Here is a 24,354-nt window from a genome sequence, read left to right as displayed (position 1 = left end):
GCCCGCTCAGCCGTCGATACGGTGCGTGCTCCAGAAGGACGTGAGATCCGTGCTGGTCGCCGCCTGGGCCGCCGCCTTGAACTCGGCGGTGGTCGAGACGCCGTACCAGTGTGAACTCGCGTAGCTCTTCAGCAGGTTGGTCATCGCCGTGTCGCCGATCAGCCGCCGCAGATCGTGCAGGGCGCACTTGCCGTAGCCGTAGACGACGGTGGAGTACCGGGACGAGTGGGCGTCCCAGTAGGCCATGGAGTTGGTGATCTTCTCCGCCGAGGAGGCCCAGGAGACACTGTTCCAGCAGCTGGTGCCGGTCTTGCCGAGGGCGAGGTCGGTGGCGTAGTCGGTGAACGCCTCGTCCAGCCAGGGGCTGTTGTACTCGTCGTCGCCGACGATGCCGTACCACCACTGGTGGCCGATCTCGTGGGTGAGCGCGGTGGTGCTGACGAGGTCCAGGACGAAGCCCGGGTACTCCATGCCGCCGAACCAGTAGTTGTTGTCGATGACCGCGTCCAACTCGCCGTAGGGGTACGCCCCGAAGCGGCCGGCGTGTGCGTCGACCGCCGTCTTGGCGGTGCTCAGCATCGACTGCGCGTCGGAGGAGCTGATGCCCGAGACGGAGTAGATGTTGATGGCCGTCCCGGCCGCCGAGGTACCGGAGATCTTGCTGAACGGGCCCGCCGCCCAGGCGAAGTCACGCACCTTCGTCGCGGTCGCCGTGGTGACGGTGCGCCCGCTGGATCCGGGGGTGTCGGCCGAGGTGCCGGTGGCCGGGACCAGGAGCGAACTCGGGTGGTCCAGCGTCACCTTGAAGTCGGCGGCCAGGGAGTAGAACGACTCGCCGTTGTTGGTGTACGGGTCCAGGTGCCAGCCCGAGCCGTCCTTCACCGCGAGCACGGGCAGCGCGTTGCCGATGTTGTTGAACGCTCCGTCATGGCCGAACCGGTCGGCGCCGCTGGGCACGGTGATGCCCAGGTCGAAGCCGATCGTGGCGGACTGACCCTGCGTCAGGGGTGTCGGCAGGGTGATCTTGAGCGCCGTGCAGGCGACGGAGAGTGAACCGGCCGTACCGCCGGTGACGTTGGTGACCGTGATCGGCATCGCGTCGCAGGTGCCGTGGTAGTTGTCCCACAGGCGCAGGTACACCTCGCTCAGCGCGGTCGAGGAGGCGTTGGTGAAGGTGGCGCTCTCATGGCCGGTCCAGACGGTGCCGGAGGTGTTGCTGCTCAGGTTCACCGTGTACGAGGGCGCGATCGGCGTCCGGGTCGAGTCCGCCGGCGGGGCGGTGTCGCCGGAGGTGTCGAGGGCGATGTCGTCGAGGACGAAGCTGGTCTGGAGGCTGGAGTCCTCGGTGCCGGTGAAGGCGAGGGTCACGGTCTGCCCCGCGAACGTCGACACGTCCAGGGTCTTCTTCACGTACCCCGTGGCCTTGTCGAGGTTCGAGTACGTCGCCAGCGTGGTGCTGCCGATCTTCGCCGTCAGCTTGTCGTAGGCGGTGGACGAGGTGGTCTCGGTGGTGTCGATGTGCAGCCAGAACGACAGGGTGGCGGTGCTGCATCCGGACGGGATCGTCACGCTCTGGGAGAGCGTGTCGGTGTGCGTGCCGCCGGTGCCGTCGAGCCAGGCGAAGCTGGTGCCGCCGTGCGCGGACTGGCCGGAGCGGCTGGTGATCACGCTCGTGGACGACTGTGTCCAGGGCGAAGTGCCGCTCTCGAAGCCGCCGTTGACGACCGCCTGGGTCGGCGTGCAGGCCGCAGCCGCGTCGGTGGCGGCGGATGCCGGGTGGACGGGGAGCAGGGAAACCCCGGCCAGCGCGGCGACGGCGAGGGCGCGCGCGGCGACAGATCTGTGGGGGGTGGTTCTCACGCGTAACTCCTTTGCGGCGACCGGGATCCCGGTCTGCTCGGCGGCCACCCACCGGCTGGGGTGCGTCGGTGGGTGGTCGTGGGCTGCGTGTATCGATTGACGAGAGCATGCCATATGGGAGGGTGTGATGGGGATGGGCACACCGGTTCGGGCCAATTCACCGGGCGTGGATCTGGTGGGCCGGGATCAGTCGCCGGCGTCGTCCCCCGTGAGATGGCCGCTGCCGTGGCCCGTCGCATGGCCGCTCTCGCCCTGGGCGACCTCGATGCCGTTGTGCAGGTCGGTGGCCGCGTCCAGGGGCGCGTCGGCGACAGGGGCACACAGGCGAGGAGAGGTCCGGTCAAGGCGCCGGGAAGCATGCGGCCGGTGGGGGCAGGCTGATTCAGGAGCGCCTTGACCCGGCAGGGACCGGACCCGGGGTGGCCGTGAGGGTGAGCCGGCTCGCGGGGCCGGTGCCGGTCAGCGACATCGCGAGCGGGATCCCCTGACCGTCGGTGATGATGTGGTGCTTGCTGCCCGGGCGTGCGCGGTCGACCGGGCTGGTCCGCTTAGCTGAGTGCAGGGGTTGAGTACGGGCATTGAGTACACGTACTCATGGCCCAGGCGGTGGTGCGCGGCGAGGATTGACGCAACGGCGCGGGAGAACGCGCCGGGACTACAACGGCACGCCGGGCCAACGGAGTTGGCGCCGACCGCCGCCATCACCCACGGGGGAACCGACCATGTCCCGACGCATCATCCTTTCCGCCACCGCCGCCGTCGCCGTCCTCGGCGCGGCCGGGGCCTTCGCCCTCGCCCAGGCCGGCGAGCAGTCGCTGGCCTTGAAGGACAGTGCCGTCCGCTACACCGCCCCGGCTGCGGGCCACGACGGCTCCTTGTCCTTCACCACGCAGGTCACGGCCCCGTCCGGGCTCAAGAGCCTGAAGGTGCTGGCTTGGCCGAAGGGCGCCTTCGCCGGCAAGCCGCTCACCGAGAAGGACATGAAGAACGTCGAGTCGGCCACGTGCACGCCCACCGGCGACGACACCCTGCGCTGCAGCTACCGGACCCCGGTGACCGCCGCCGACGCAGCTGAGGCCGCCGGGGCCGGGCAGGACACGTGGTACGTCGCGACGCTGGCCACCGGCAAGAACGGCGACACGGCGTTCGCGGACAAGTCGGCCACGTTCAGGACGCGTTGACTGACCCGCGGGGCGGCCCGTCAGCACGGGCCGCGCCGCCGCCACAGACTGGTGGGCCGGGACGGGCCGGTGGGCTGAGGGGTGAACGCGTCGGCGGCGCAGCACCCGGACGGCCAGGCGCAGCAGCCGTTGCCCGCAGAACCGCCGTTCCACCTGACCCTCCTGTCAGACCCTGCTGCGAAGATCACGCCCATGGATCTCGCTGACGCCCTCGCCGACCTCGACGCCCACCCGTGGGCCTCCGTCTCGCACGCCTACGGCCCTGCCGAGGACCTGCCCGACTTGTTGCACGCTCTCGCCGAGGGCGGCGGGGATGCGGAGGAGGCGATCTCCGAGCTGTACTCGTGCATCCTCCACCAGGGCACGGTGTATTCCGCCAGCGTGGACGCAGTCCCGTACCTCGCCCGGATCGCCGCTGCTGCGCGGCCCGGGACGGCTGAAGTCCTCTGCCTGCTCGGCGGGTTGGCCGAGAGCGATGACGAATGGGAGATCGCGCCGGGCGCCGTCCGGGCCGCCGTTGCCGCCCACATCCCGCTGCTGACACCGCTGCTGGCACATGAGGACGTGGATGTTCGGCTGGTCGCGGCCTGGGTGCTCGGCCACACCCGGAATGCCGAGGCCGCCCCGGTCGCCCTGCGAAGCCGGTGGGCGGTCGAGGCCGATCCCGGTGTCCGGGCTGAGCTGCTCATCGCCCTCGGCCGGGTGGACCTCTCCGCCGCCTCCGCCGAGACCCGCGCACTGCTCGGCGCGGACACGCCCGCGCCCCTGCGTCTGGCCGCGCTCCTCGTCGCTCTGGCCGCCGGGGAGCCGTGGACCGACGCCCACCACGATGCCGCGGTCGGCCTGCTGCCCGCCCGCGAATTCACCGTAGACCGGTACAGCATGCACCGCCGAGAGCCGCTGCACGCGATCGTCGACGGCCTGCTGCACCGCGAGACCGAGGCAGACCGCGAGAGCGCCTTCGCCCTGCTGGACGTTGCCCTTCGTGACAGCCGCCCCGAGGTACGAACCGAGGCGCTCTCCGCGGCCGACCACGCCTGCTACCTCTCCCGCAGGGCTCCCCAGCGACTCGTCCCGGCCATCGCCCCACTCGCCGCCGAGTACTCCGCCTCCAGCCTGCTCGGCAAGCTCGGCCCGGCCGCCGCCGAGGCCGTGCCCGTCCTCGCCGAACTCGCCGCCCAACCCGACGACGAAGCCGCTGACCAGGCCTTGGCCGTGCTCGTCCGGGTCGCGCCCCGACAGGCCGCCCCGCTGTTGGCCCAGAACCTCGACCGGCGCCCCCGCGCGCTCGACGCCGCAGGAGACTTCCAGGCCCCCGCCTTCCCCTTCGACCCGGCCCTGCTCACCGCCGTCCGCTCACGCCTGGCCGCAGACGGCCTCGCCAACAACGAGACCGCCGACCTGGTCCACCTGCTGCGCCAGTGGGGCCTGCGGGCCGCTGCCGCCCTGCCCGAGCTCTACGCCGTGCTTCCGCGCTTCCCTTACGCGGCCACCGCCATCACCGCCGTGGCAGCAGCCGGCCCGCAGGCGGAGCGTGAGCGGGCCGGCGCGGTGCTGCGTGCCGCCGCCGGGTCGCTGATGGTGGCGCGCGCCCACCACGACCTGACCGGCGAGACCGACGTCCTGCTCGACGCCGTCACCAAGGCGCTCGCCGCCGGCCCGCGCGAGGCCGCCGAGGCAGCTCAGGCCGCCGCCACCCTGGGCGCGACGGCCGCCGGACTGCTCCCCGCCCTGCGGGCAGCCATCAGCGAGGACGCCGAACCGACCACCCCGCAACTGGACCGCGACATCGCCATCGCGACCGCCCTGTGGCAGATCGACGGCGACGCCGAGGAAGCCGTCAGGATCCTGGCCTCCGTCCTTGACCGCACCACTGGCAACCAGCTCTGGTACCGGTGGACCGCCGTCCGCGCCATCCGCGCCACGGCCCTCCTCGGCGCAGCCGCCCGACCCCTGATCCCGCGACTGGAACAACTGCTCGCCGACCCCCAGATGGCCCCTGCAGCCGCCCTCGCGCTGCTCGCCATCACCGACCCCGACGTCGTCGACCTCGGCCAACTCGCCGAGGCAGCCCTGCACTCCGCCGAAACCGGAGCGGACGTCTCCGGCGCCTGTGAGGCTCTCCAAGCCCTGGGCGCTGCTGCCTTGAGCACCCACCAGCGCCTGCGCGTCGTCGAACTGGCCGAGGGAGACCGGCGCATCGTCGGCTCAGGCCTCGCGAACAACATCATCCGCGAGGACGAGCGGCTGCGGGCCATCCTGACCGGCATCTGATCCCGAGGCCGGGGCGAACGAGCAATCGATCACCGCCCCGGCCCGGCCCGCCGCGGTGGGTGTGCTGCCGGATGGACACGGCCGCTGCACTGCGCGCCGCCAGCGCCGGGAAGGTAGCCGAATGCGGTATTTCTCGGCCCGCCAGGATCTGCGTCCGGCACGCGTCCCGGCGACCGGGCGTCAGTGCTGGTTCACCGGAAAGACGGCCGCCGGATCGCAACGTGCCGGGCAGGCCAGCAGGTAGACCTCGTTGCCGAGGAACAGGAGGTACGCGTCGTCCCGGATGCTGTAGGGCTGCACCGGGGCCCCGGGGTGGACGCCGAACTCCTGGTAGTCGGGTACCTGGCAGAGGAACGCCATCTCCGTGCCGCACGCGCACCGGTACCCCTCGGGCGACTGCGCCCAGGCCGCCGTACCACCCACCTTGAAAGGCGCGCCGAACGGCCCACGCGCGTCCACCAAGGGCCGCAGCGTCAGGGGCAGGGCGCGCACGGCCGGTTCGCGCTCCGCTTCCGGCACCCCCGGGTCACGCTGGAGCAGCACCCGCCAGAACGAGCCCGAAAACGGCGGCTGCGGAGCCTCCCAGAACCGGGGCACGAGGCGGCCGTCGGCCGTCACCGGGTCGGACGCGTCGTGGTGGTGGGCGCAGTGGAAGACCGACAAATGTTCTCCGCCGAAGAATTCGATGTCATCCGGCACGTCCAGTTGGAAGAACAGGGCCATCCGCTCGCCGCAGAAGCAACGCGGCCACTCCTGGTCGTCGTCGAAGTAGGGCCACCCGCCCAACGAGTTCCGGGCCGGCCGAGTCAGCGGTTCGGTGCCGATCTCGACCCTGTACGCGGGCAGCGGCGCCCACATCTCCTCCACTCCGCCGTCGCTCACCGGGCGCTCCCGGCCGTCCGGTCGCTGTCCAGGTCACCTTCGAGGACGGTCCGGGTGATCAGAGGGCGGTCCCACAGGGCGAGGAGCTCGTTGGCGAGGTCGAGGACCGGCAACGGGGGCTGTTCACCCTGCACATCGATGCCGGCGGCCGACAGGCTCCGGGGGACGGCGCCCGCGTCGAGCAGGACGCGCCACTCCTCGGGGCCGAGGCTCAGGTACTCCAGACTCGTCAGCCGGGCGATCTCCAGAGGGTCGGCCAGCGTGCCTGGGGAGGCGGTGAGCGTCCGCAGGCGGGGAAGGCCGGCGACCGGACCGAGGCCGACCGGCTCACCCTGCCGACCACCGATCCGGAGCACCTCCAGCTCGGGCCGGGCGACGGCCGGCATGTCACCCAGGCTGTGGGTGCTCACCTGGGCCACGACCGGCGGACGGTTCCCGGCATCGTCCGAGCGCCAGTCGTCGCGGTGGTTGACCACCATGTCGGTGAGGGAATCGGCGCGCAGTGCGGCCCCGATGCTCCGCTCGTGGTCGATCATGATGACCTGCCCGACGTGCCCGCCCGGGCCTGGTGTCAGGTCCAGGGCCAGCCGGTCGCCGCCGCCGTTGTCGCCGAAGGCGATCCAGCCGGGCGAGCCGACGAGACCCTGCACGGCGGCGTCGGATGCGGTGACCACCGCGTCCATGGCGGCGAACTGCCAAGGGCAGGGACGGGACCGGGCATCCGCGACATAGAGCCCGTCCAGGGGGAAGAGCTCACAGCCGACCGCTTCGCTGACGCGTTCCTGCGCAGCGTAGTCGCCGCTCCAGTCCTGCCACCGCGCACGGGTGACGCGGTAGAGGGCCTTGAGTTCGTCGGGCAGCGTGACACCGAGGCGCGCCTCCGCTGCGGCTATCTCCTCCTCGCTGGCACCGATGGCGTCGGGGAGCCGGTCGCGAAGGGTCCGCTCCAGCAGCGCCGGGTCCGCCGACGGCGCCGGCGCCGCCCCCGGGAACTCCACGGGCAGACGCCGCCAGGGCTCGGGAACGGCGCCCTCCACCAGGAGCAGCGCTCCCACAAAGGGGCTCCTGACGCCGTGCTCCACGGCGGGCCCCGCGTCGATGACATGGAGCACCACCTTCCCGTCCGGCGCCGTCTCGACCATGTACGAAACACCGCTCGCGCCGTCGGCCCTGAGGGCGGCCTGGACCCGTTCCACAGCGTTGAACTGGTCCTGCATGTCCGCCACTTGCAGACCTCGCCCTGGCATCGAGCGCGGCTGCGGCGCGGGCAGGGTCCAACTGCCGAGACTGATCTGGCCCGTGAAGCAACCACCCGGTGCGGCAAGCTGCTCCGCGTGGGAATCCCGCACCAGCCGCAGCAACGGCTCCCAGGTCGCGAAGTCATGTATCGAGGACAACGGCGCTCTCCGCTCGGTCGTTTGGTTGGCAGGCAGACGCCCGATCACTGCGTGCGAAACGATCCTAGGACCGGCCACTGACACTGCCGCTCCGTCTGACGTACCGTCCCCCCGAGGCTCTGCCAGCTCTTCTGCCAGCATCGCCGTCGTGACAGACACACGTGATCAGCGTCCCACCGAAGCCACTCTCGACTTCCTGCGCTCCGCGTTCCCCCCGGAATGGCGCGAGCCGGCGCTCGGGCATGAAGCCGTCGCGGCGTGGGAGGAGGAGAACCGGGTGGTTCTCCCGGAGCCGTACCGGACGTTCATCGCGGAGATCAGCAACGGGTCCAGCCTCGGCCCCGCCGACGACGGCGGTCTCCAGCCGCTCGGCCGACTGCCCGACGCGTGGCCCGACCTCGGCCCGCGACAGCTGGGCGCACCCTTCCCCCTGGAGGCAGCTTGGCCCTGGGAGGACGACGAGAACGTCGACCCCGAAGACCCGCGGATCGACGCCGCGTTCAACAACGGATCCATCGTCCTCGGATCTGAGGACGGGCAGTCGTTCTGGCTTCTGCTGACCACTGGCCCCCGCCGCGGCGAGGTCTGGATGATCGCCGACGTCGGCGCCACCCCGGCGCCCGGCGACCAGGCATGGGGCTTCGAGGAGTGGGTGCAGCGCTGGCACGCCGGCGACGACTGGTGGGACTGAACCCTCCGTACCCCCAGGTGGGGTGGGTGGCCGTCGCTCGTTAGGCATGCTCGGGCCGTCGGTGCGGGGCGTGGTCAGAGGTGGCGGATGGCGTCGGTGCTGGAGCGGCGTGAGCGGGTGGCGTTGGCCCGCCCGGGCGGAGGAGCTGAGGGCCGAGCAGGAACGGCTTCAAGCCGCTGTCGCGGCCGATGAAGCCGCTGTATCCGAGGCGCCGACGGCCGTTCGGGGCTGGACGCGGACGGAGCACGCACGCCACAGTGAAACACCCGGGCCTCCTGATGGTTCGTTGACTCGACATCACCGAACTGTGCGGGAGGCCCTTCTCCTATGCGCCGGCTGCGGAGCGATCAACGAACGAGGCTGATGCGCGCGGAAGTTCGGGCAGCAGCCCATCCCTCGGTTTGGAGATCGCTTCATACACCATCAAGCGCCCTGTCCGGTCATCCCTGGGCATGACGCGGCCTTCTGCCGTGTCCGGCTAACTTCGCGCGGGTTACAAGATCCGTTCGAAACGGGGAGAGTGCATGACCAGCACACTCAAGAAGTTCGCAACCACTGTGTCGGCGTCAGGCCTGCTGGCCACGGGACTGATGTTCGGTGCCACGACCGCGGCCCAGGCCGCCCCCGGTGGCCCGTCCGGCTGCACCGCCTACGTCTCGCAGTCCAACATCCACCAGGCCGTCGGATGGTGCAGGAGCGGCAGCGGCAGCTGGAACGTCCAGGGCCTGTGCGCCGGTCCGGGCAGCGCCCACGGCCCCTACAAGGGAGACCCCGGCTACCGCAGCCGTGGCACGGAGAAGGCGGCCACGCTCAACTGCGGTTCCGGGTACCCGACCAACCTGAAGGTTGTCGACATCAAGTCCTGAGCACGGGGCCGCACGGCCATACGCTGAGGACATCTTGCGGGGTGGCGCACGGCATGACGCCGTACGCCACCCCGCTCCTTCGTGAACGAGGTGCCCCTCCATCGCCTCGGCCGAACTCCTTCAGCCGCAGCACGGCCTCTTCCGATGACCGGGAGGCTTCCGGCACCAGCGACCTCACCTCCCTTCGGGCACAACCATCACGCCTGCCCGCGTGGTGACGTGTTCCCCGACGTCACACCGGCGAGCATGTCCCGACCTGGCCCTCTTCTGGTACCGAGGGGATGCGATGCCCGACCGCGCCGACCGTGCCCTCCCCGCACGCGCCGCACCACAGCAGATCAGGCGGCGACAGCCGCCGGAGCAGTGGCTGTTCAGCGGCATCTACGGACTCGTGCTGGCCAGCGCCATGGTGGCCGCGCTGGACGCCACGGGAGAGAACGCCGATCCCGGTCCGGACGCGCTGTGGGTACTGATCACCGCGCTGGCCTCCAGCGCCGCCCACGGATACGCCCACGTCATCGCCCAACGCGCATCCGCCGACGAGGCGGCCACCACGAGCAGACTCCGATCGGTCCTCGCCGAATGGCCCCTGGTCGCCGCCGTGCTGCCCAGCATCGGGATACTGCTCGCCGCGGTAGCCGGCTGGTGGGCAGAAGCCACCGCCGCGGACGCGGCCCTGCTGTTCAACACCATCGCCCTGTTCGGCCTCGGCACCTGGGCCGCCCGCGCGGCCGGGCACACATGGCCGTCCTCATGCCGGTCAGGCGGCCTCGACATGCTCATCGGCCTAGTGATCATTCTGATGAACACCATGATCCACTAGCACCTGGGTTTGTCGGGAGTAGAGGCGTCCCGACGTAACGCGGAGCCGGCCTCCGGCCGGTGCCGGAGGCCAGCTTTCTGTGGGGGGCGTTGGTCGGGTGTCGGGTGTGGGTTGGTTCAGCCGAGGGTGTTCAGCATCGCTGCTTCGACATGGTTGGCGGCGTTGCGGTGGCCGAGGGCGTTGGGGTGTACGAAGGACAGCTGGTCAGGGGGTGTGAGGAAGCCTTCCACCCACTTGCCGGCGTCGCAGACGCTGTGGTTGCGGGAGGAGTCGTAGAGGTCGACGAAGCTGGCGGCGTCCTGTGTGCCGGTCGACTTCTCGACGGTCTTGTTGAGAGGTTCAAGGACGTCCTGGCGCAGCCAGTCGAGGTCACCTGGGGTGATCGAGCCGAACTGCGTCGGGTCGTTGTAGCGGCACTTGGAGGTGTCGCCGGGGACGATGGCGGGGTAACCGACGGCCAGGATCTTCGCGTGCGGGGCGCGCTCGTGGAGCACGGTGAGCATCCGGTCGTACTCCCGGCTCACCTTGTTCAGCCGGGCCGGGATGCCGGCGGCCAGGGCGTCCTTGCACGGGGTACCAACGCCACCGCTTCCCTCGCCGAGCTTGGGACACTGCATGAGGATGCCGCCGAAGCCGAGGGTGTTGCCGCCAACGCCGACGGTGATCACGTCGGTGCCGGGGCCCACCGCCGCGGACTGGGGCGGCACCGAGGGGAACGGGTAGTCCGGGTCCTCGGGGAAGGGCGGCGGCAGGTGACGGCCGATCGGCTCCTGCGCCTCGTCGGTGACGTTCTCGATGGTGGCGGCCCCGCAGCTGACGTTGGTCAGGTCGAAGAGCGAGCCGAGATCGCGGTCGATGAGCTGGGGGTAGGACTGGTCGGTGCGCTCGCAACCGTCGCGCGGAACCTCGAAGACATCGCCGGCGGCCGGGATGACCCCGGCGGTGTAGGAGTCACCTAGGGCGACCCACTGGAAGTCCGCAGCGGCGGCGGGTTGAGCCCCGGCGAACTGCGCGGGGACCAGAGCCCCGACGGTGAGGGCTGCGGCCGAGCCGAGCAGGGCCAGACGAGTGCGGAAGCGTGCCACGAATCCTCCGTAGATACGTTTTTGGCGGCACTTTGACCATAAAGAGACCGTCACTCCTTGCACTAGATCCAATGCGGACAGTCACCAGCGAGTGGTGGGGTGCGTCTCTGTGGGTGACTGGGACTCGGTGTCCCGACCACTCGCGCGCTACGGGCGACCGCTCTGGTGCGGTACTTGCGCAGCGCAGGGAAGGTTCTTGATCGACTGCAGGATCCCGGCCGACCACTCGTCCCCTCGGCGGCTGTCTTGTTCTCGATCACCGGGAACCTCAGCTGTTTGTATGTCTCGGCGTCGAAAGCTGGTGGCCGACTGCCGGTAAGGCCTCGCCATAGGCGGTGGCGGACCTCGGATGCCGGCCATGACGGCCTCGAAGGCCGGTGCGTCAGGCGCCCCTTTTTCCTGGCTCCCCCGGCGTGCTGGTGGGCTCGGCAGACGGTGGAGTCCACCGACACGGTCCAACCGGGTCATCAGCCACATCGGCCGCTACCAGGAGCGCGGCAAGAATCCGTTCCGGTCCCGGCCACGGCCCACCGGATCACCCGTTTGAGAGCGGTCTGGAACGAGCCCAGCCCCATCGGCCGGCATCAGCGGCTTGATCCGATCCCACATCGCATCAGTGATCACTAACCGAACGGATACGTCCGACCAACTGATGGGCAGTCAAGGCGACCCGCTCCAGCCCTGCATCCGCCCCCGACGGCAGGGCGGTTGGGCGCGCCGGCATCTCGCGCACATACGCACAGGCGCGAGCACGTCCTCAGGCGTACGGCTGCTGCGGCGATACGCCGGGCGAGCGGGGCCGCCCGAACCACTGGATCGCCGAGCGCTGACTGAGCAGAACGACTACGGCGATGGCGCCGCCGAGCGGAACGATGCCCCCGGCATTGTGGTTCGCCGCGCCGCCCACGCCGAGGAGGATCTGCAGGACGGCCAGCACCACGGATGCGATCCGGACGCCGTTGCCCGCCTTCGAGTACAGGAACGCCAGGACGAAAAGCACGAGCGCCGTCAGATACCCCGCGAAGGAACGTCCGGCGGCCTCCGCGCCCGCCACGGCACCCACGACGACAGTGAGCAGCAATCCCAGTCCCGCGATGGCGAAGTTCACCACCTGCGCGCCCCGCACCGAGGCGGGCATGGTGAGCGGGAAGAGCGGAGCGAAAGGCTGGGCGTGCGCACCCCACGTCCCCGGCCCGTACGCTCCGGGAGCGCCGTAAGGACCAGGAGGACCGTAGGGTCCGGGGCCGTACGCGGCCTGCGGCTGTGGGGGGACGGGAGGGGTGCTCGCCGTCTGCTGCGCAGGGGGCTGGGACGGCCAGTACGGGCCCTGTGGGCCGGACTCCGCCGGTTGAGCGTTCGACATGACACGCACTGTAGCGACGAGCGAAGTCAACGCACCTGTCCGGGGATTGGCAGCGGAAGGCGGTGAGGGCGCAGCGAGCAATGCCCAAGGCCTACGGATCGGCCTCGGGAAGTACACGAAGGGCGTACGGAAGAACTTTTCAGCCGCCCCGCGGGACTGTCCGACACGCTCGTCTCCCTCGCCGCGCCCATCACTCGCTCCCCCTCCAGATGTCCGTGAACCGGTCCAACAGTGCGGCCGCCGCCGTCACGTCGTCCGTGAGCGGCCGGTCGGCCTGGTCCTCCTGCAGTACGGACTCGGCGAGCCGGAACGCTCGGCCCACCGGAAGGTCCGGATCGGGCCTGAGGTCGCGCTGGCGCACCGCCCTTACGGCAGCGACGAGTTCACAGCCCACGACGAGCCGGAACGCGCGGCAGGCGCGCACGGTCTGACGTGCGGCGAGCGAGGCGAAGCTGGCCTGTTCCTCGACGCCCCGGGAGAGTACGGCGTGCCCGAGCGATGCGGGAGCGGAGAACGCGCGCAGGTCCCCGAGGGCGGCCCCGGCGGCGTACTCGAGGATCATCACGCCGGAGGAGGCCGGCTCGCGGTCGGCGAGGAAGGGACGCAGACGGGTGTAGGCGGGCTCGTTGAGGGTGGACAGCCGGGAGGTCGACAGACGGGCCACCTGGGTCAGGGCGAGCCTGAAGTGATCCAGGGCGAGGGCCAGTTGGGCCTGGTAGAAGCCTCCGTGATGGTAGGCGGTCATGTCCTCGGGCGAGATGAGGGGGTTCTCGGCGGCCGCGTTGATCTCTATCGCCAGCACCTCCTCCAGGGCGTCGGCGGCGTCGTGCGCCGGGCCGTGGATCTGCGGCAGGCAGCGGAAGCCGTACGGGTCCTGGATACGGCCCAGCGGCGGGGTTGGCCGGTCGGCGGCGCCGATCAGCTCCCGCATGCGTCTCGCGACGCGAGCGCTCCCCCGGTGCGGGCGGGCGGCGTGCACGGGGGCGGCGTACGCCTCGTGCGAGCCGTCGACGGCGAGCAGGGACAGCGCGGCGACGACCTGCGTGGCCTCGATCAGCCCGCGCAGTTCGTGCAGGGCGAGCGCGGACTGCCCGAGGGTGAGGGCGTTGCTGCTGATGAAGGCCAACGCGTCGTTGTTGTCGAGGGGTTGCGGTTCCGGGGCGCCGACAGCGGCGGACCCAGGGGCCCCGACGGCGGTGGCCCCAGGGGCGCCGACAGCGGTGGCCCCAGGGGCGCCGACAGCGGTGAACCCGGTGACACCGACCGCAACGGACCCAGCGGCGCCGACCGCACCGGACCCATGAGCGCCGGCCACCCCGGACCCATGAGCGTCGCTCGACCCGCCGACGGGCCTCTCCCCGAGGCCGCCCGACGGTCCGCCCGCACCCGCGCCGGTCCCGCTCGCTCGCCACGGACGCTCCCCCGCGAGCGCCAGCCCGACCTGCGCCAGGGCCGCGATATCCCCGGTGCCGACCGACCCGAACTCGTTGACGACCGGATACGCCCCGTTCTCCAGAGCCTCGCACAACGCCGTCACTACCGTCGGCCGCAGGCCCGCCCCGCCCGCGAGCAGTTGGTTGGCCCGTACGGCGAGCATGGCGCGCACCTGCCGGGACGGCAGCTCGTCTCCGATCGCGCCGGCGTGGCTGCGCAGCAGCCGCAGTCCGTGTTCGGCGGCCGCCTCGGTGGGCACGTCCTCGTTCCGGTTGGCGCCGACGCCGGTCGAACGGCCGTAGACGCGACCGGTCGCGGCGATCTGCCGGGCCGCGTCCCAGGATGCGGTCACCCGCTTCATCGCGTCGGTCCCCGGGACCGGCCGCGCGGCGCCGTCGGCGAGGCGGACGACGTCCGCGACGCCCAGCCCGATCCCGTCGAGGACCACCAGTCCGGTGTGCGCAGCATCCGGCACGTCCACGATCTGAGACGATATCAAGCCCAAATCCTTCCTGACCGGACATTCAATCTCGCCGTGCGGTCATCCGTTACTCCGGATGAACACCAAGTCGCCGACAAGGTATTCAGCCACAAAGAACTCTGCATGACGATATACAGCCGGGCAAGGGACGTCTCATGATCCGGTTCGATGCGGTCCACAAGCGCTTCCCCAACGGCACGACGGCAGTCCACGATCTCTCCCTCCGCATGCCGGAAGGCGGCATCACGGTCCTCGTCGGATCTTCCGGTTGCGGCAAGACGACGACCCTGCGGATGATCAACGGGATGACAGAGCACACCTCGGGCACCATCCGGGTCGGCGGCAAGGACCTGACCCGGTGGTGCGCACCCAGCTCCAGGACGAACTGCTCCGGCTCCAGAAGGAGTTGAGCAAGACCATCGTCTTCGTCATCCACGACGTGGACGAGGCCGTACGCCTGGGCGACCAGATCGCGATCTTCCGATCCCGACCGGCCGCGCCCTGCGGGCGGTAGATCGGCCGTCTCCACGGCGCCTTGCTCGCCCGCACCCCCGCTCGTTATCGCCCGAACGCTGAACTGGTTGTCCGGTCGATGCCTGGGAGCACTCCTTCATCGGCGACGCACCGAGCGTCACAAGAACGCACCTCGACCGGGTCCCACGAGGTCACAAGCCCCTTGACGCTGGGGAACCGGCGCCCCAGCATGGTCGCTTCCGGCTGTGGCGGGGGCCACCGGACCGGGAGGGGGGACGTTGTGGAGGCGGAGAGCACTCGGTTGACACTGGGGCCGGAACAGACGTGGCGGTTGGCCCAGTTGTGTGCACCATGGCGGTCGGCCGCGGCCCTGGACTGCCCTGTCGACGAGTCCCTTGCCGAATGGGCGTTCGCGGAGCTGTACACGAGCCAGGGGCTGAGGTGTCCACCGGTCGTGTGGGTCGACTCACCGGGAGAAGCCGCCCGAGTGATCAGCGAGGCGGGCGCCCACGTTCGGGACCCGCTGCCGACCCCCGCGGAGTTCGCCAACCAGTGGTCGCCGGGTGGCCCCGTCCAGGTCATGCCGGGCGACCACGGGCTGATCGAGGCCCTCGGCTGGGTCCTCGGAGAGGACGTCGACGAATCGGCGCTCCTGCGGGTCGCGGAGGAACTCGGGCTGGCGCTCCTCAATTGGTACGCCCCGCCCGTGGAGTGCACCGACGGCTGGTCCGTGCACACGCTGCTCTCGGACTCCCTGCGGCTCGCGCTGGAGGCGCGTCCCGAGGTCCCGCAGGGGTGGTACGGGGCGTGGAGCGCGGCGCAATGGGTCGGTTTCTACGACGTGCTGCAGGAGCTCGGGCTACTGAAGGTGGCTCCCTTCCTGAAGCGTCACCTCGCCATCCTGACCGACCTGGCCCGCTCCGGCTGCGGATGGTGGTGGCCCTACCGCGACCTGTGCGTCGTCTCACGGCGGCCGGTGGCGATGCGGACGCAGGAACGGCTGGGGCTGGCCGGGGGGACCCGGCTGCACTGCGCGGACGGCCCCGCGCTGACGTTCGCCGATGGCTGGACCTGCCACGCCTGGCGGGGAGTGGCCGTGCCGGGCGACCTCATCGAGGAGGGCTGGTCGGCCGAGCGGATCCTGGCCGAGCCCAACCCGGACATCTGCCGTTCCGCCGTGGAACGCGTCGGCTGGCCCGAGTTCCTCGACGCGGCCGGGATACCTCCGGCGCACCCGCCCGTGGCTGACCCGGCCGTCCCGGGCGGGACCCTCACGCTGTACAAGATGCCCGAGGGGATGCCGCTGCGGCACACCCGAGTGCTGGTGTTCACCGATGCAAGGGGTGGCCGCCATGGCTGGGAGACATCGTGCCCCTACGACGACCCCGTCGAAGCCGCGGCCTGGAAACTCCGTCTCCAGCGCGAGCAGTATCCCGCCGTGAACCGCGCGACCGGCTGCGAGGCCACCCGGACCCTCACCTTGCCGAACGGGCAGCCGGTGACTGTTCCCGTGCGGCAGGGCCCGCAGCGCCAAGGCGCCGTGGCGGTCGTCCCCGTCGCCATGGTGGTGGGAGGCTATCCGTCCGCCGGTCCCGGCAGCCCCGTCCCGGCGGAGGGCGTCATCGTGCCCGGCGGCCACGAGGGCGGCCCCTACCGGCTCCACGCCGACGGGACGGTCACATGGCACGCGCTCAGACAAGTTGACGCGGACGGCGGTCTCTTCACCGTAGGGCCGGATGCCGTCGGCTACCTGGTGCCGTCAGACGGAACTCCCCTGGCCTGCGCGCCGGGAACGTACCTGATAGCGCATCTGCAGATGCCGATGGACAACGGACTGCAACTGAGGGGCGTTTGGCGCCGACCGGGTGTCGAGCACCACGTGCTGTAGGGGAGACGGCTGTGATCGACTGGCTGGTGTTCGGCGGATGCTTGGCCATGCTGCTCGCTGTGTGTCTGGTCGAGGGGCTCATGGCGGACCGCGTGGCGGCCGGCGCCCGGGATCGCGCGCTGGCCACGGAACGGCGGGAGGCCGAAGCCGGGGACAGGGCGTCCGAGGAACTCGGTCCGGTGGAGGTGGCCATGCTGGCCGGCGGTGAGCTGCGCGCCGAGGACGTCCTGCTGGCGGGGCTGGTCGCCGACGGCGTGCTTCAACGCGTCGCACGGGACGCGGACCCTCCGGAGCGCTGGGTCGCGGCCAGTCCGGTACCCGCGGCGACAGCGGAGCCCGACGGCCTGGAGAGGGAGGTCCGGAATGCCGCCGCGGGACCTGGCCTGTATCTGTGGGAGCTGAGGCATCGCTGTCTGCGTCCTGCCCTGACATCCGTCGAGGAGTCGCTGCTCGCGCGGGGCTTGCTGCGCCCGGCTCGGGGAGCGGGCCCCGCGTCCGCCGGTCGGTCGACCGACCCGCCGTATCCCGTTCCCGAGGTGCGGGGACGGCGCGGGGCCCTCGGGATGGCGGGGGGCATCGCGCTGTTGTGCGGTGCGTTCCTGTCGATCGACGGCGCCTGGGTGCGGGCCACCGTGTCCGTCCTCACCGCAGCCGTAGTCGTCACGGCGTCGTGGCGGGAGCCGGCCCAGCTGGCGTACCGGACCCGCCCTCTGCCCACCGTGACCTGGCGGGGCACTCTCTGTCTTGAGCGCGCCCTGGCCCGTCACGCGGGACTGGATCCCCGCTCACGCACGGCATCGCGGCCGTACGACCCTGCCGAGGCCCGTATGGCCGTCGCCCTCTTCGGCTCGGCGGCTCTGCACCACCTCCACCCCCGCCTGCTCGCCGACCGCACCGAACCCGTCGTGTACGTGGACGGCCCCGGCGAATAGCGCGGCATCCTCACCGACGCCATCGGCCTCATCCTCGCCGGCGCGTGCTCAGTCCGCGTCGGCGACGACCGAGCCGACGCGTTCGGCCAGGGTCGGGTCGCGGCGGGCCAGCAGGGCCGCGTAGCCGACCGCGGTGAGCAGGGCGGCGATCGCCGCGTAGGGGAACCAGTTGTACGGCGCGGGCTGGCCGGGCTTGGCGAGGTAGTACAGCGGGACCAGGATGGCCGCGGTGCCGAGTGCGGGCAGGAGGAGGTGCCGTACCGGCCGGAACTCCTGCGGGCGGTATCTGCGGTAGTACAGCGGCAGGGCGATGTTGGAGGCGAGGTAGACCAGCAGGATCAGGATGGCGCCGAGCGTCGAGGACTCGGTGAAGAAGACCACCGGGTTCATGGAGCCGTCGGCGGAGCCCAGCAGGTGGCCCAGGGCCCAGCCGCCGATGATCAGCAGGGCGGTGGCGGTGAAGGTGACGATCGCCTTGTTCGGCGTACGGCGGGTGGGGTGGACGTAGCCGAGGAAGGACGGCAGAAGCCCCTCACGTCCGGCGTTGAAGACCAGGCGGGCCTGGGAGTTGATGCCGGCGATCAGTACGCCGAGGGTGGAGGTGAGACCGCCGAGGTAGGCGAGGAACGCCAGCGCTCCGAGGGTGTCGTGGGCCACCTCGATGAAGGGGATCCGGGAGTCTCCGAGTCCGGTCACGTCGTAGCCGAAGCCGGTGACGGTGGCGTAGGCGAAGAGGACGTAACTCACCGTCATGATCGCGACGGAGGAGAACACCGCCCGGCCGACGTTGCGCCGCGGATTCTCCGTCTCCTCGGCGAGGGCCGCCGAGTTCTCCCAGCCGATGAACAGGTACACCGCCAGCGGGAATCCCGCCGCCAGCCCGTTCAGGCCGTGGCGGATGTGGCTGGGCAGGAACGGGTCGAAGGACAGGCTGCCGTGGTGTTCCACCAGCGCCGCGACCGAGACCACGACCAGCACCAGCATCTCCGCGCCGAAGAAGTAGCCGGCCCACTTGGTGGAGACCACCACGCCCCGCAGCATCAGGACCACGGCCAGCCCGGTGAGCAGCAGCGTCCAGATGATCCACGGCAGGTCCACGCCGGTGTAGTGGTGCAGGGTGATCTGCACGAACCCGCCGGAGATCGAGATGACGCCGGCCATCGCGATGATGTAGCCCAGCGCCGCCAGCAGGGCCGTGGTCACCGCGCTCACCGGTCCGAAGGTCCTGCCCACGAAGGTGATGAAGCTGCCCGCCGAGGGATGCGCGCGGGAGAACTCCGCCAGCGTGTTGCCGAGGAGCGCGACCGCGATGCCCGCGGCCACGATGGTCAGCGGTGACGCCACGCCCGCGGTGGTGGCCAGGAAGGCGAATCCGAAGAAGAAGCTCATGGCCGGGCCGACGTTGGCCATCGTGGCGGCGGCGATGTCCGCCATGCCGAGGACGCCGCCGCGCAGCCGCTGCGGTGCGCCGTCGACGGGGCCCGGCGGGGACAGCGGACCGGCTCCGGGGCTGGGCATGGCGGCGACTCCTCGTGCGGTGTGGCGGCGGAAAAAGTGCGCGGGCTGTCGGGCGTCGCGCGGGCGCGGACAGGGCGTCAGCGGTGCCGGGAACGCTGGTGTTCCTTCACCGCCTGCACCGCCGGATCGGTCGCGGCCCGCCCGAGTTCGGCGAGCAGTTCGGCGTGGCAGCGGTTCTGCGCCCGTAGCACCGCGGGCTCCGGCGGGGGCATCAGCAGGCACATCCGGCCGAGCAGATCGGCGGCGAACTCGCGGATTCCGGCGCCGCCGAGCGCCTCCGCGAGGTCCAGGTGGAACCGGGTCTCCAACTCGGCCATGCGGGCCGGGTCGTCGGTCAGTTCCGTCTCCTCCACCAGTGCGCGCAGTGCGTCCAGCCGCTCGGCCGGGACCTCTCCCGAACCGTGTGCCACCAGTCCGCATTCGAGCAGCAGATGGAAGGCGTCCAGTGAAGCCGCCTCCTCGGCGTCGTGCATCAGGGCTACGACGGTGTCCCAGCCCTGCGCCACGAAGGTTCCGCCCGCCCGTCCGCGACGACGGTCGAGCAGGCCGTCCTGGCACATACCCTCCAGCGCGCGGCGCACCGTGATCTCGCCGATTCCCAACTCCTCGGCGAGGACCCCGGCATCCGGCAACCGGTCACCGGGCCGCACGGACCGCAGGCGTACCCGCAGTGCGATCCGCGACCGGACGAGATCGGATCCGCTCTGTCCCCCGAGGGGCAGCGCGCGGGCGTGTGCCACGCCGGTGAGCGAGGTCGTAGGAGCCTGGCCTGGCTGGTTGTAAGGCCCGAACTTGCCCGCTGCATTCACCACGACGCCACCCTAACGGCCTGCTGGCCGCGGTAGGGGCCCGCGTCGGCCGCGGCCGGGTGTGCCGCCGGGGCGGGCTCGGAGCGGCCCGCGGCGAGGGGGATGCGCCGCCGGTGGTTCCCGCGACGACGCCACGGTGGGGTGCATGGGGGCTCCCAGGGTGAGGGGAACGTCGGGGGAGGTTCCGAGTCTGCCCGCTTTGCGGAGAGAGTCGGCCCGCGATGCAGAAAAATTAGAGCAAGGTGAACAGTTAAACAAGACCCCTCCGGGAGCCGTCCGGCCGTGCGGGAGAGGGGTAGGCCGACGGGCGGGTCACCGTAGGCCTGAGCAGGGCATTCGCACCTCGGAGCGGACCGTCGCCAGGGTGCCGGGGTGTCCGTGCGGGGTGCGCGTGCCCCTGGGAGTCGGCGCACGGGTGCCGTGCGGCGGACGAGCGGACCCCTTGTTTTATTCGATCGCCCTGAACTATTTTCCTGAGCGTCACCGGCCCGACCGGTCCAGCAGACACCGGGTCCGGAGGCCGTGGTCCACCATGCCTTCCCCGCGGCCATGATCGCCACCCGCTCCGTCACCCGGCACCCGCCACCCGCACGTCCCGCCCGGCGTCATCCATGCGGCCACCCCGACCGATCCCGCCGGAACCTTCCCCCGTCCCCACTTGCTCCCTGGATGTCGACATGACAACACGAGCTCCTCTTCCCTCCCCCGACACGGTGACCACCGGCGCAAGCACCGCAGAAGGATCCGGCCTGCAAGCCGGGCTGAAGAACCGTCACCTGTCGATGATCGCGATCGGTGGCGTCATCGGCGCCGGCCTGTTCGTCGGCTCCGGCTCCGGCATCGCCGCCGCCGGTCCCGGCATCCTGATCTCCTACCTGCTCGTCGGCACCCTCGTCGTCCTCGTCATGCGAATGCTCGGCGAGATGGCCGCGGCCAACCCCACCTCCGGATCCTTCTCCGCCTACGCCGACCGCGCGCTGGGCCGCTGGGCCGGCTTCACCATCGGCTGGCTGTACTGGTTCTTCTGGGTCGTGGTGCTCGCGGTGGAGGCGACCGCGGGGGCCAAGATCCTGTCCGGCTGGATACCGGCGGTGCCGCAGTGGGGCTGGGCCCTGATCGTCATGGTGGTCCTCACTGCCACCAACCTCGCCTCGGTCAGCTCCTACGGCGAGTTCGAGTTCTGGTTCGCCGGCATCAAGGTCGTGGCCATCGCCGCGTTCATCGTGATCGGCGGGCTGGCGATCTTCGGCCTGCTGCCGGGTTCGGACCACCCTGCTTCCGGGTTCTCCAACCTGACCGCGCACGGCGGGTTCCTGCCCAACGGACCCGGCGCGATCCTCACCGGCATCCTGATGGTCGTCTTCTCCTTCATGGGCAGCGAGATCGTCACCCTCGCCGCCGGCGAGACCGCCGACCCGCGCGCAGCGGTCACCAAGGCCACCAACAGCGTCATCTGGCGGATCGCGGTGTTCTACCTCGGTTCGATCCTGGTCGTGGTGTCGCTGCTGCGCTGGGACGACCCGGCGATCCTCAAGGACGGCTCCTACGTCGCCGCGCTGGACTCCATCGGCATCCCCCACGCCGGCCAGATCATGAACGCCATCGTGCTCACCTCCGTGCTGTCCTGCCTCAACTCCGGGCTGTACACCGCGTCCCGGATGGCGTTCTCCCTCGGCCGCCGCAGCGACGCGCCGGCCGCCTTCGCCCGCACCACCCGGCGCGGAGTCCCGCAGGCGGCCATCCTGGCCTCGGTGGTCTTCGGCTTCATCGCCGTCGGCTTCAACTACCTGTGGCCGGACACCGTCTTCCAGTTCTTGCTCAACTCCTCCGGTGCCATCGCCCTGTTCGTCTGGCTGGTGATCTGCTTCTCCCAGCTGCGGATGCGCAAGACGCTGCAGCGGGAGACGCCGGAGAAGCTGGTCGTCAGGATGTGGCTCTACCCGTACCTGACGTGGCTCACCATCGCGATGATCACGTTCGTCCTGGGCTACATGCTCACCGACACCGCCGACGGCGGCGGCCGCGAGCAGGTCGTCCTGTCCACCCTCGTCGCGGTGGGCGTCGTCGCCGTCGCACTCGTCCGCGACCGCCTGGGCCGCAACAAGGCGCACGACACCGTCACCCCGTCCTAGGGACCGGCTCTCCCCAGGGCGACAGCCCACCCTCGACCGGCGGCGGTGCACTCCCCAGCACCGCCGCCGCCCCACATGCCCCGGGCCCGATCCGCAGGCTTTCACGGCGCTTGCGACGGCCGGCAAGCTCCTCAGTGGAGTGACGGGCGTCACTTTCGTGTCCTGTCACGTCGCTGCGCTCGCAGGTGTCTTGGGGGCATGACTGAACACAACACCTCACACAAGATCGTGGTCATCGGCGGCGGGTACGCGGGAACGGTCGCGGCCAACCACCTCAGGCTGCGCGACGACGTCGACATCACCCTGGTCAATCCCCGCTCGACGTTCGTCGAACGGATCCGGCTGCACCAGTTCGTGGCCGGTAACTATGACGCCTCGGTCGACTACGGCACATTGCTCGGCGACGGCATCGAGTTGGTTGTCGACAACGCCACCCGCATCGACACCGCCTCCCGCACGGTGGAGCTGGCCTCGGGCCGCACGCTTGATTACGACTACGTCGTCTACGCGGTCGGCAGCACCGGCGCGGTCCCCTCCTCTGTGCCGGGCGCGGCCGAATTCGCCCACTCCGTCGCCGAGTTCGAATCCGCCCAGCGGCTGCGCGCCAGGTTGGCGGAACTGCCGGCCGATGCCGTGGTCACCGTGGTCGGCGGCGGGTTGACCGGCATCGAGACGGCCGCGGAGCTCGCCGAACAAGGGCGCAAGGTCACTCTGGTCGCCGGGCGAACCCTGGCACCCACGCTCAGCGCTCCCGGCCGCCGATCCGTCGCGAAGTGGCTGTCGGAGAACGGTGTCACCGTGCTGGAGGGGACAACGGCGGCTGAGGTCCGTCAGAACGCGGTCGTCCTCACCGATGGAGCGGTACGGCAGAGCGCGCTCACCATCTGGACGGCCGGTTTCGGCGTGCCGGGTCTGGCGGCGGCCAGTGGGTTGCGCGTGGACGAACTGGGTCGGCTACTCACCGACGAAACGCTCACCAGCATCGACGACGACCGTATTGTCGCGGCGGGTGACGCCGGTTCACCGTCGGGCCGGCCGCTGCGGATGAGCTGCCAGGCCGCGTTACCTCTTGGCGTGCAGGCCGCCGACACCGTGCTCAGCCGCATCGCGGGAACCGCCCCGGCGGTGCTGGATCAGGGCTTCAAAGGGGTGCTCATCAGCCTGGGCCGACACGCCGGCATACAGCAGCTCGTCAGCGCGGACGACACTCCCCTGGACACCTGCTTCGACGGGCAGCAGGGAGCGCAGACGAAGGAGGAGCAGTGCCGCAAGACGCTGATGGGCATCGGGATGGAGGCACGCAAACCGGGCACCATCGTGTGGTCCAAGCCGGGACCGCGACGCGAGCAGATGGCGGCGGCGGCCCGATGACCACCGACGAGCACGCCGAGCGGTTCACCGTACTGCGGCCACTGCTGTTCACGATCGTCTACGAGATCCTCGGCTCGGCGACCGAATCCGACGACGTCCTGCAGGACAGCTACCTGCGATGGGCCCAGGTGGATCTCGCGACGGTACGGGACACCAAGTCGTACCTGGCGCGGCTGGTGACCCGCCAGGCGCTCAACTCCCTGCGTGCCGGCAAGCGCCGCCGCGAGGAGTACATCGGCTCCTGGCTGCCCGAGCCGCTGCTGCTCAGCGAGGACGACGCGTCGGCCGATGTGGTGCTCGCCGAGTCGGTGTCGATGGCGATGCTGGTGCTGCTCGAAACGCTCACCCCCGATGAGCGCGCGGTGTTCGTGCTGCGCGAGGTGTTCGGGTTCGACTACGACGAGATCGCCGCGGCGGTGAGCAAGTCCGTGGTGACGGTGCGCCAGATGGCGCACCGCGCCCGCGGGCACGTGCAGGCACGGCGCAGGCGTTTCGACCCCGTCGACACCGAGACGTCCATGCGGATCACTGAGCAGTTCATGGCCGCGGCGGCGACCGGTGACATGGAGGGACTGCTTTCTCTGCTCGCACCGGATGCCACGTGGACCGCCGACGGCGGCGGCAAGGTCTCCGCGGTACGCCGGCCGGTGGTGGGCGCGGAGAAGGTGGCCGCGCTCGTCAAGGAACTGTTCCGCAGGGGACGGGTGCCGGACCTGCGTATCGAGATGGTCAACTGCAACAACGCGCCCGCGATGGCGGCCTACCGCGGAGACCGGCTGGAGGGTGTCTTCCTGGTCGACGTCGTCGACGGGAAGATCAACTACTTCTACGCCATCCGCAACCCGGACAAACTCGTCGCGCTGACGACTCCGCGTCAGATCAGCAGGTGAGGC

General features: G+C 70.7%; 18 protein-coding genes and 3 pseudogenes. 11 read left to right on the top strand and 10 right to left on the bottom strand.

Translation table 11 applies throughout. From position 1 onward, the window contains the following. Positions 1-6 precede the first annotated feature (6 nt). Both ACZ5NW_RS07775 and ACZ5NW_RS07770 read right to left on the bottom strand, forming a co-directional pair. Complete coding sequence (locus ACZ5NW_RS07775) at positions 7-1,860, bottom strand: M1 family metallopeptidase (RefSeq protein ID WP_468742818.1); 1,854 nt, start codon at positions 1,858-1,860, stop codon at positions 7-9. Positions 1,861-2,314: 454 nt separating this feature from the next. Continuing rightward, positions 2,315-2,401 (bottom strand): annotated as a pseudogene (locus ACZ5NW_RS07770) (IS5/IS1182 family transposase); the annotation flags it as partial. A 181-nt stretch (positions 2,402-2,582) separates the two neighbouring features. Between ACZ5NW_RS07770 and ACZ5NW_RS07765 the strand changes: the two are divergent. Together ACZ5NW_RS07765 and ACZ5NW_RS07760 are read left to right on the top strand one after the other, a co-directional pair. Next, the gene (locus ACZ5NW_RS07765; protein ID WP_468742817.1) at positions 2,583-3,041 is read left to right on the top strand and encodes a DUF5707 domain-containing protein; all 459 of its coding nucleotides are present in this window, start codon (positions 2,583-2,585) and stop codon (positions 3,039-3,041) included. Between the two features lie 192 nt (positions 3,042-3,233). Beyond that, the gene (locus ACZ5NW_RS07760; protein ID WP_468742816.1) at positions 3,234-5,315 is read left to right on the top strand and encodes a hypothetical protein; all 2,082 of its coding nucleotides are present in this window, start codon (positions 3,234-3,236) and stop codon (positions 5,313-5,315) included. A gap of 180 nt (positions 5,316-5,495) precedes the next feature. Here the strand turns inward: ACZ5NW_RS07760 and ACZ5NW_RS07755 are convergent, their stop codons facing one another. Then, positions 5,496-6,197 carry a hypothetical protein gene (locus ACZ5NW_RS07755; RefSeq protein ID WP_468742815.1) on the bottom strand — a complete coding sequence of 234 codons (702 nt, stop codon included), beginning with the start codon at positions 6,195-6,197 and terminating at the stop codon, positions 5,496-5,498. After that, positions 6,194-7,594: an SMI1/KNR4 family protein gene (locus tag ACZ5NW_RS07750; RefSeq protein WP_468742814.1), complete on the bottom strand. Its 1,401-nt coding sequence runs from the start codon at positions 7,592-7,594 to the stop codon at positions 6,194-6,196. Before ACZ5NW_RS07750 ends, ACZ5NW_RS07755 begins: the two co-directional genes overlap by 4 nt. A 148-nt stretch (positions 7,595-7,742) precedes the next feature. On the opposite strand from ACZ5NW_RS07750, the gene ACZ5NW_RS07745 reads away from it, so the two are divergent. The 3 genes from ACZ5NW_RS07745 to ACZ5NW_RS07735 all read left to right on the top strand — a co-directional run bounded on the left by ACZ5NW_RS07745 (position 7,743) and on the right by ACZ5NW_RS07735 (position 9,974). Next, a complete protein-coding gene (locus ACZ5NW_RS07745; protein WP_468742813.1) occupies positions 7,743-8,285 on the top strand; it encodes an SMI1/KNR4 family protein in 543 nt (180 codons plus the stop codon). Between the two features lie 524 nt (positions 8,286-8,809). Beyond that, entirely contained in the window at positions 8,810-9,151 is a 342-nt protein-coding gene (locus tag ACZ5NW_RS07740; protein ID WP_468742812.1) for a hypothetical protein, read from the top strand. 286 nt (positions 9,152-9,437) lie between these two features. Next, entirely contained in the window at positions 9,438-9,974 is a 537-nt protein-coding gene (locus ACZ5NW_RS07735; protein ID WP_468742811.1) for a hypothetical protein, read from the top strand. A 116-nt stretch (positions 9,975-10,090) separates the two neighbouring features. On the opposite strand, the gene ACZ5NW_RS07730 is transcribed toward ACZ5NW_RS07735, so the two are convergent. From ACZ5NW_RS07730 to ACZ5NW_RS07715, 4 genes and pseudogenes are all read right to left on the bottom strand, one after another. After that, positions 10,091-11,059 (bottom strand): SGNH/GDSL hydrolase family protein, encoded by a 969-nt coding sequence (locus tag ACZ5NW_RS07730; RefSeq protein WP_468742810.1) that lies wholly within the window; start codon positions 11,057-11,059, stop codon positions 10,091-10,093. A gap of 383 nt (positions 11,060-11,442) precedes the next feature. Further along, positions 11,443-11,668: pseudogene (locus ACZ5NW_RS07725) on the bottom strand (IS5/IS1182 family transposase); the annotation flags it as partial. 148 nt (positions 11,669-11,816) lie between these two features. After that, entirely contained in the window at positions 11,817-12,197 is a 381-nt protein-coding gene (locus tag ACZ5NW_RS07720) for a hypothetical protein (protein WP_468742809.1), read from the bottom strand. Between the two features lie 415 nt (positions 12,198-12,612). Further along, a complete protein-coding gene (locus ACZ5NW_RS07715; RefSeq protein ID WP_468743015.1) occupies positions 12,613-14,352 on the bottom strand; it encodes an aromatic amino acid ammonia-lyase in 1,740 nt (579 codons plus the stop codon). Positions 14,353-14,492: 140 nt separating this feature from the next. Between ACZ5NW_RS07715 and ACZ5NW_RS07710 the strand changes: the two are divergent. The 3 genes and pseudogenes from ACZ5NW_RS07710 to ACZ5NW_RS07700 all read left to right on the top strand — a co-directional run. Beyond that, positions 14,493-14,824, top strand: a pseudogene (locus ACZ5NW_RS07710) (ATP-binding cassette domain-containing protein); the annotation flags it as partial. Between the two features lie 474 nt (positions 14,825-15,298). Beyond that, positions 15,299-16,699 carry a DUF6745 domain-containing protein gene (locus ACZ5NW_RS07705; RefSeq protein WP_468742808.1) on the top strand — a complete coding sequence of 467 codons (1,401 nt, stop codon included), beginning with the start codon at positions 15,299-15,301 and terminating at the stop codon, positions 16,697-16,699. A gap of 11 nt (positions 16,700-16,710) precedes the next feature. Next, the gene (locus ACZ5NW_RS07700; RefSeq protein ID WP_468742807.1) at positions 16,711-17,631 is read left to right on the top strand and encodes a TIGR04222 domain-containing membrane protein; all 921 of its coding nucleotides are present in this window, start codon (positions 16,711-16,713) and stop codon (positions 17,629-17,631) included. A 48-nt stretch (positions 17,632-17,679) separates the two neighbouring features. On the opposite strand, the gene ACZ5NW_RS07695 is transcribed toward ACZ5NW_RS07700, so the two are convergent. Both ACZ5NW_RS07695 and ACZ5NW_RS07690 read right to left on the bottom strand, forming a co-directional pair. Next, the gene (locus tag ACZ5NW_RS07695) at positions 17,680-19,149 is read right to left on the bottom strand and encodes an APC family permease (RefSeq protein ID WP_468742806.1); all 1,470 of its coding nucleotides are present in this window, start codon (positions 19,147-19,149) and stop codon (positions 17,680-17,682) included. Positions 19,150-19,226: 77 nt separating this feature from the next. After that, on the bottom strand, positions 19,227-19,961 hold the full coding sequence (locus ACZ5NW_RS07690) for a FadR/GntR family transcriptional regulator (RefSeq protein ID WP_468742805.1): 735 nt from the start codon (positions 19,959-19,961) through the stop codon (positions 19,227-19,229). A gap of 674 nt (positions 19,962-20,635) precedes the next feature. Here ACZ5NW_RS07690 and ACZ5NW_RS07685 point away from each other — a divergent pair. The 3 genes from ACZ5NW_RS07685 to ACZ5NW_RS07675 all read left to right on the top strand — a co-directional run bounded on the left by ACZ5NW_RS07685 (position 20,636) and on the right by ACZ5NW_RS07675 (position 24,351). Next, on the top strand, positions 20,636-22,090 hold the full coding sequence (locus ACZ5NW_RS07685; RefSeq protein WP_468742804.1) for an amino acid permease: 1,455 nt from the start codon (positions 20,636-20,638) through the stop codon (positions 22,088-22,090). A gap of 198 nt (positions 22,091-22,288) precedes the next feature. Continuing rightward, complete coding sequence (locus tag ACZ5NW_RS07680; protein ID WP_468742803.1) at positions 22,289-23,461, top strand: NAD(P)/FAD-dependent oxidoreductase; 1,173 nt, start codon at positions 22,289-22,291, stop codon at positions 23,459-23,461. Next, a complete protein-coding gene (locus tag ACZ5NW_RS07675; protein WP_468742802.1) occupies positions 23,458-24,351 on the top strand; it encodes an RNA polymerase sigma-70 factor in 894 nt (297 codons plus the stop codon). The genes ACZ5NW_RS07680 and ACZ5NW_RS07675 overlap by 4 nt, the downstream gene beginning before the upstream one ends. Positions 24,352-24,354: the final 3 nt, after the last annotated feature.

The sequence above is a fragment of the Streptomyces sp. NPDC032126 genome, from assembly GCF_055580085.1.
Note: the sequence above shows the minus strand (reverse complement) of the source record. Positions and strands in the feature narration are given on the sequence as shown.

Excerpts from the sequence above, each read along its gene's own strand:
- ACZ5NW_RS07765 (WP_468742817.1), top strand. The coding sequence starts at position 2,583 with ATGTCCCGACGCATCATCCTTTCCGCCACCGCCGCCGTCGCCGTCCTC.
- ACZ5NW_RS07760 (WP_468742816.1), top strand. The coding sequence starts at position 3,234 with ATGGATCTCGCTGACGCCCTCGCCGACCTCGACGCCCACCCGTGGGCC.
- ACZ5NW_RS07740 (WP_468742812.1), top strand. The coding sequence starts at position 8,810 with ATGACCAGCACACTCAAGAAGTTCGCAACCACTGTGTCGGCGTCAGGC.
- ACZ5NW_RS07735 (WP_468742811.1), top strand. The coding sequence starts at position 9,438 with ATGCCCGACCGCGCCGACCGTGCCCTCCCCGCACGCGCCGCACCACAG.
- ACZ5NW_RS07720 (WP_468742809.1), bottom strand. The coding sequence starts at position 12,197 with ATGCCCGCCTCGGTGCGGGGCGCGCAGGTGGTGAACTTCGCCATCGCG.
- ACZ5NW_RS07695 (WP_468742806.1), bottom strand. The coding sequence starts at position 19,149 with ATGCCCAGCCCCGGAGCCGGTCCGCTGTCCCCGCCGGGCCCCGTCGAC.
- ACZ5NW_RS07685 (WP_468742804.1), top strand. The coding sequence starts at position 20,636 with ATGACAACACGAGCTCCTCTTCCCTCCCCCGACACGGTGACCACCGGC.
- ACZ5NW_RS07680 (WP_468742803.1), top strand. The coding sequence starts at position 22,289 with ATGACTGAACACAACACCTCACACAAGATCGTGGTCATCGGCGGCGGG.
- ACZ5NW_RS07675 (WP_468742802.1), top strand. The coding sequence starts at position 23,458 with ATGACCACCGACGAGCACGCCGAGCGGTTCACCGTACTGCGGCCACTG.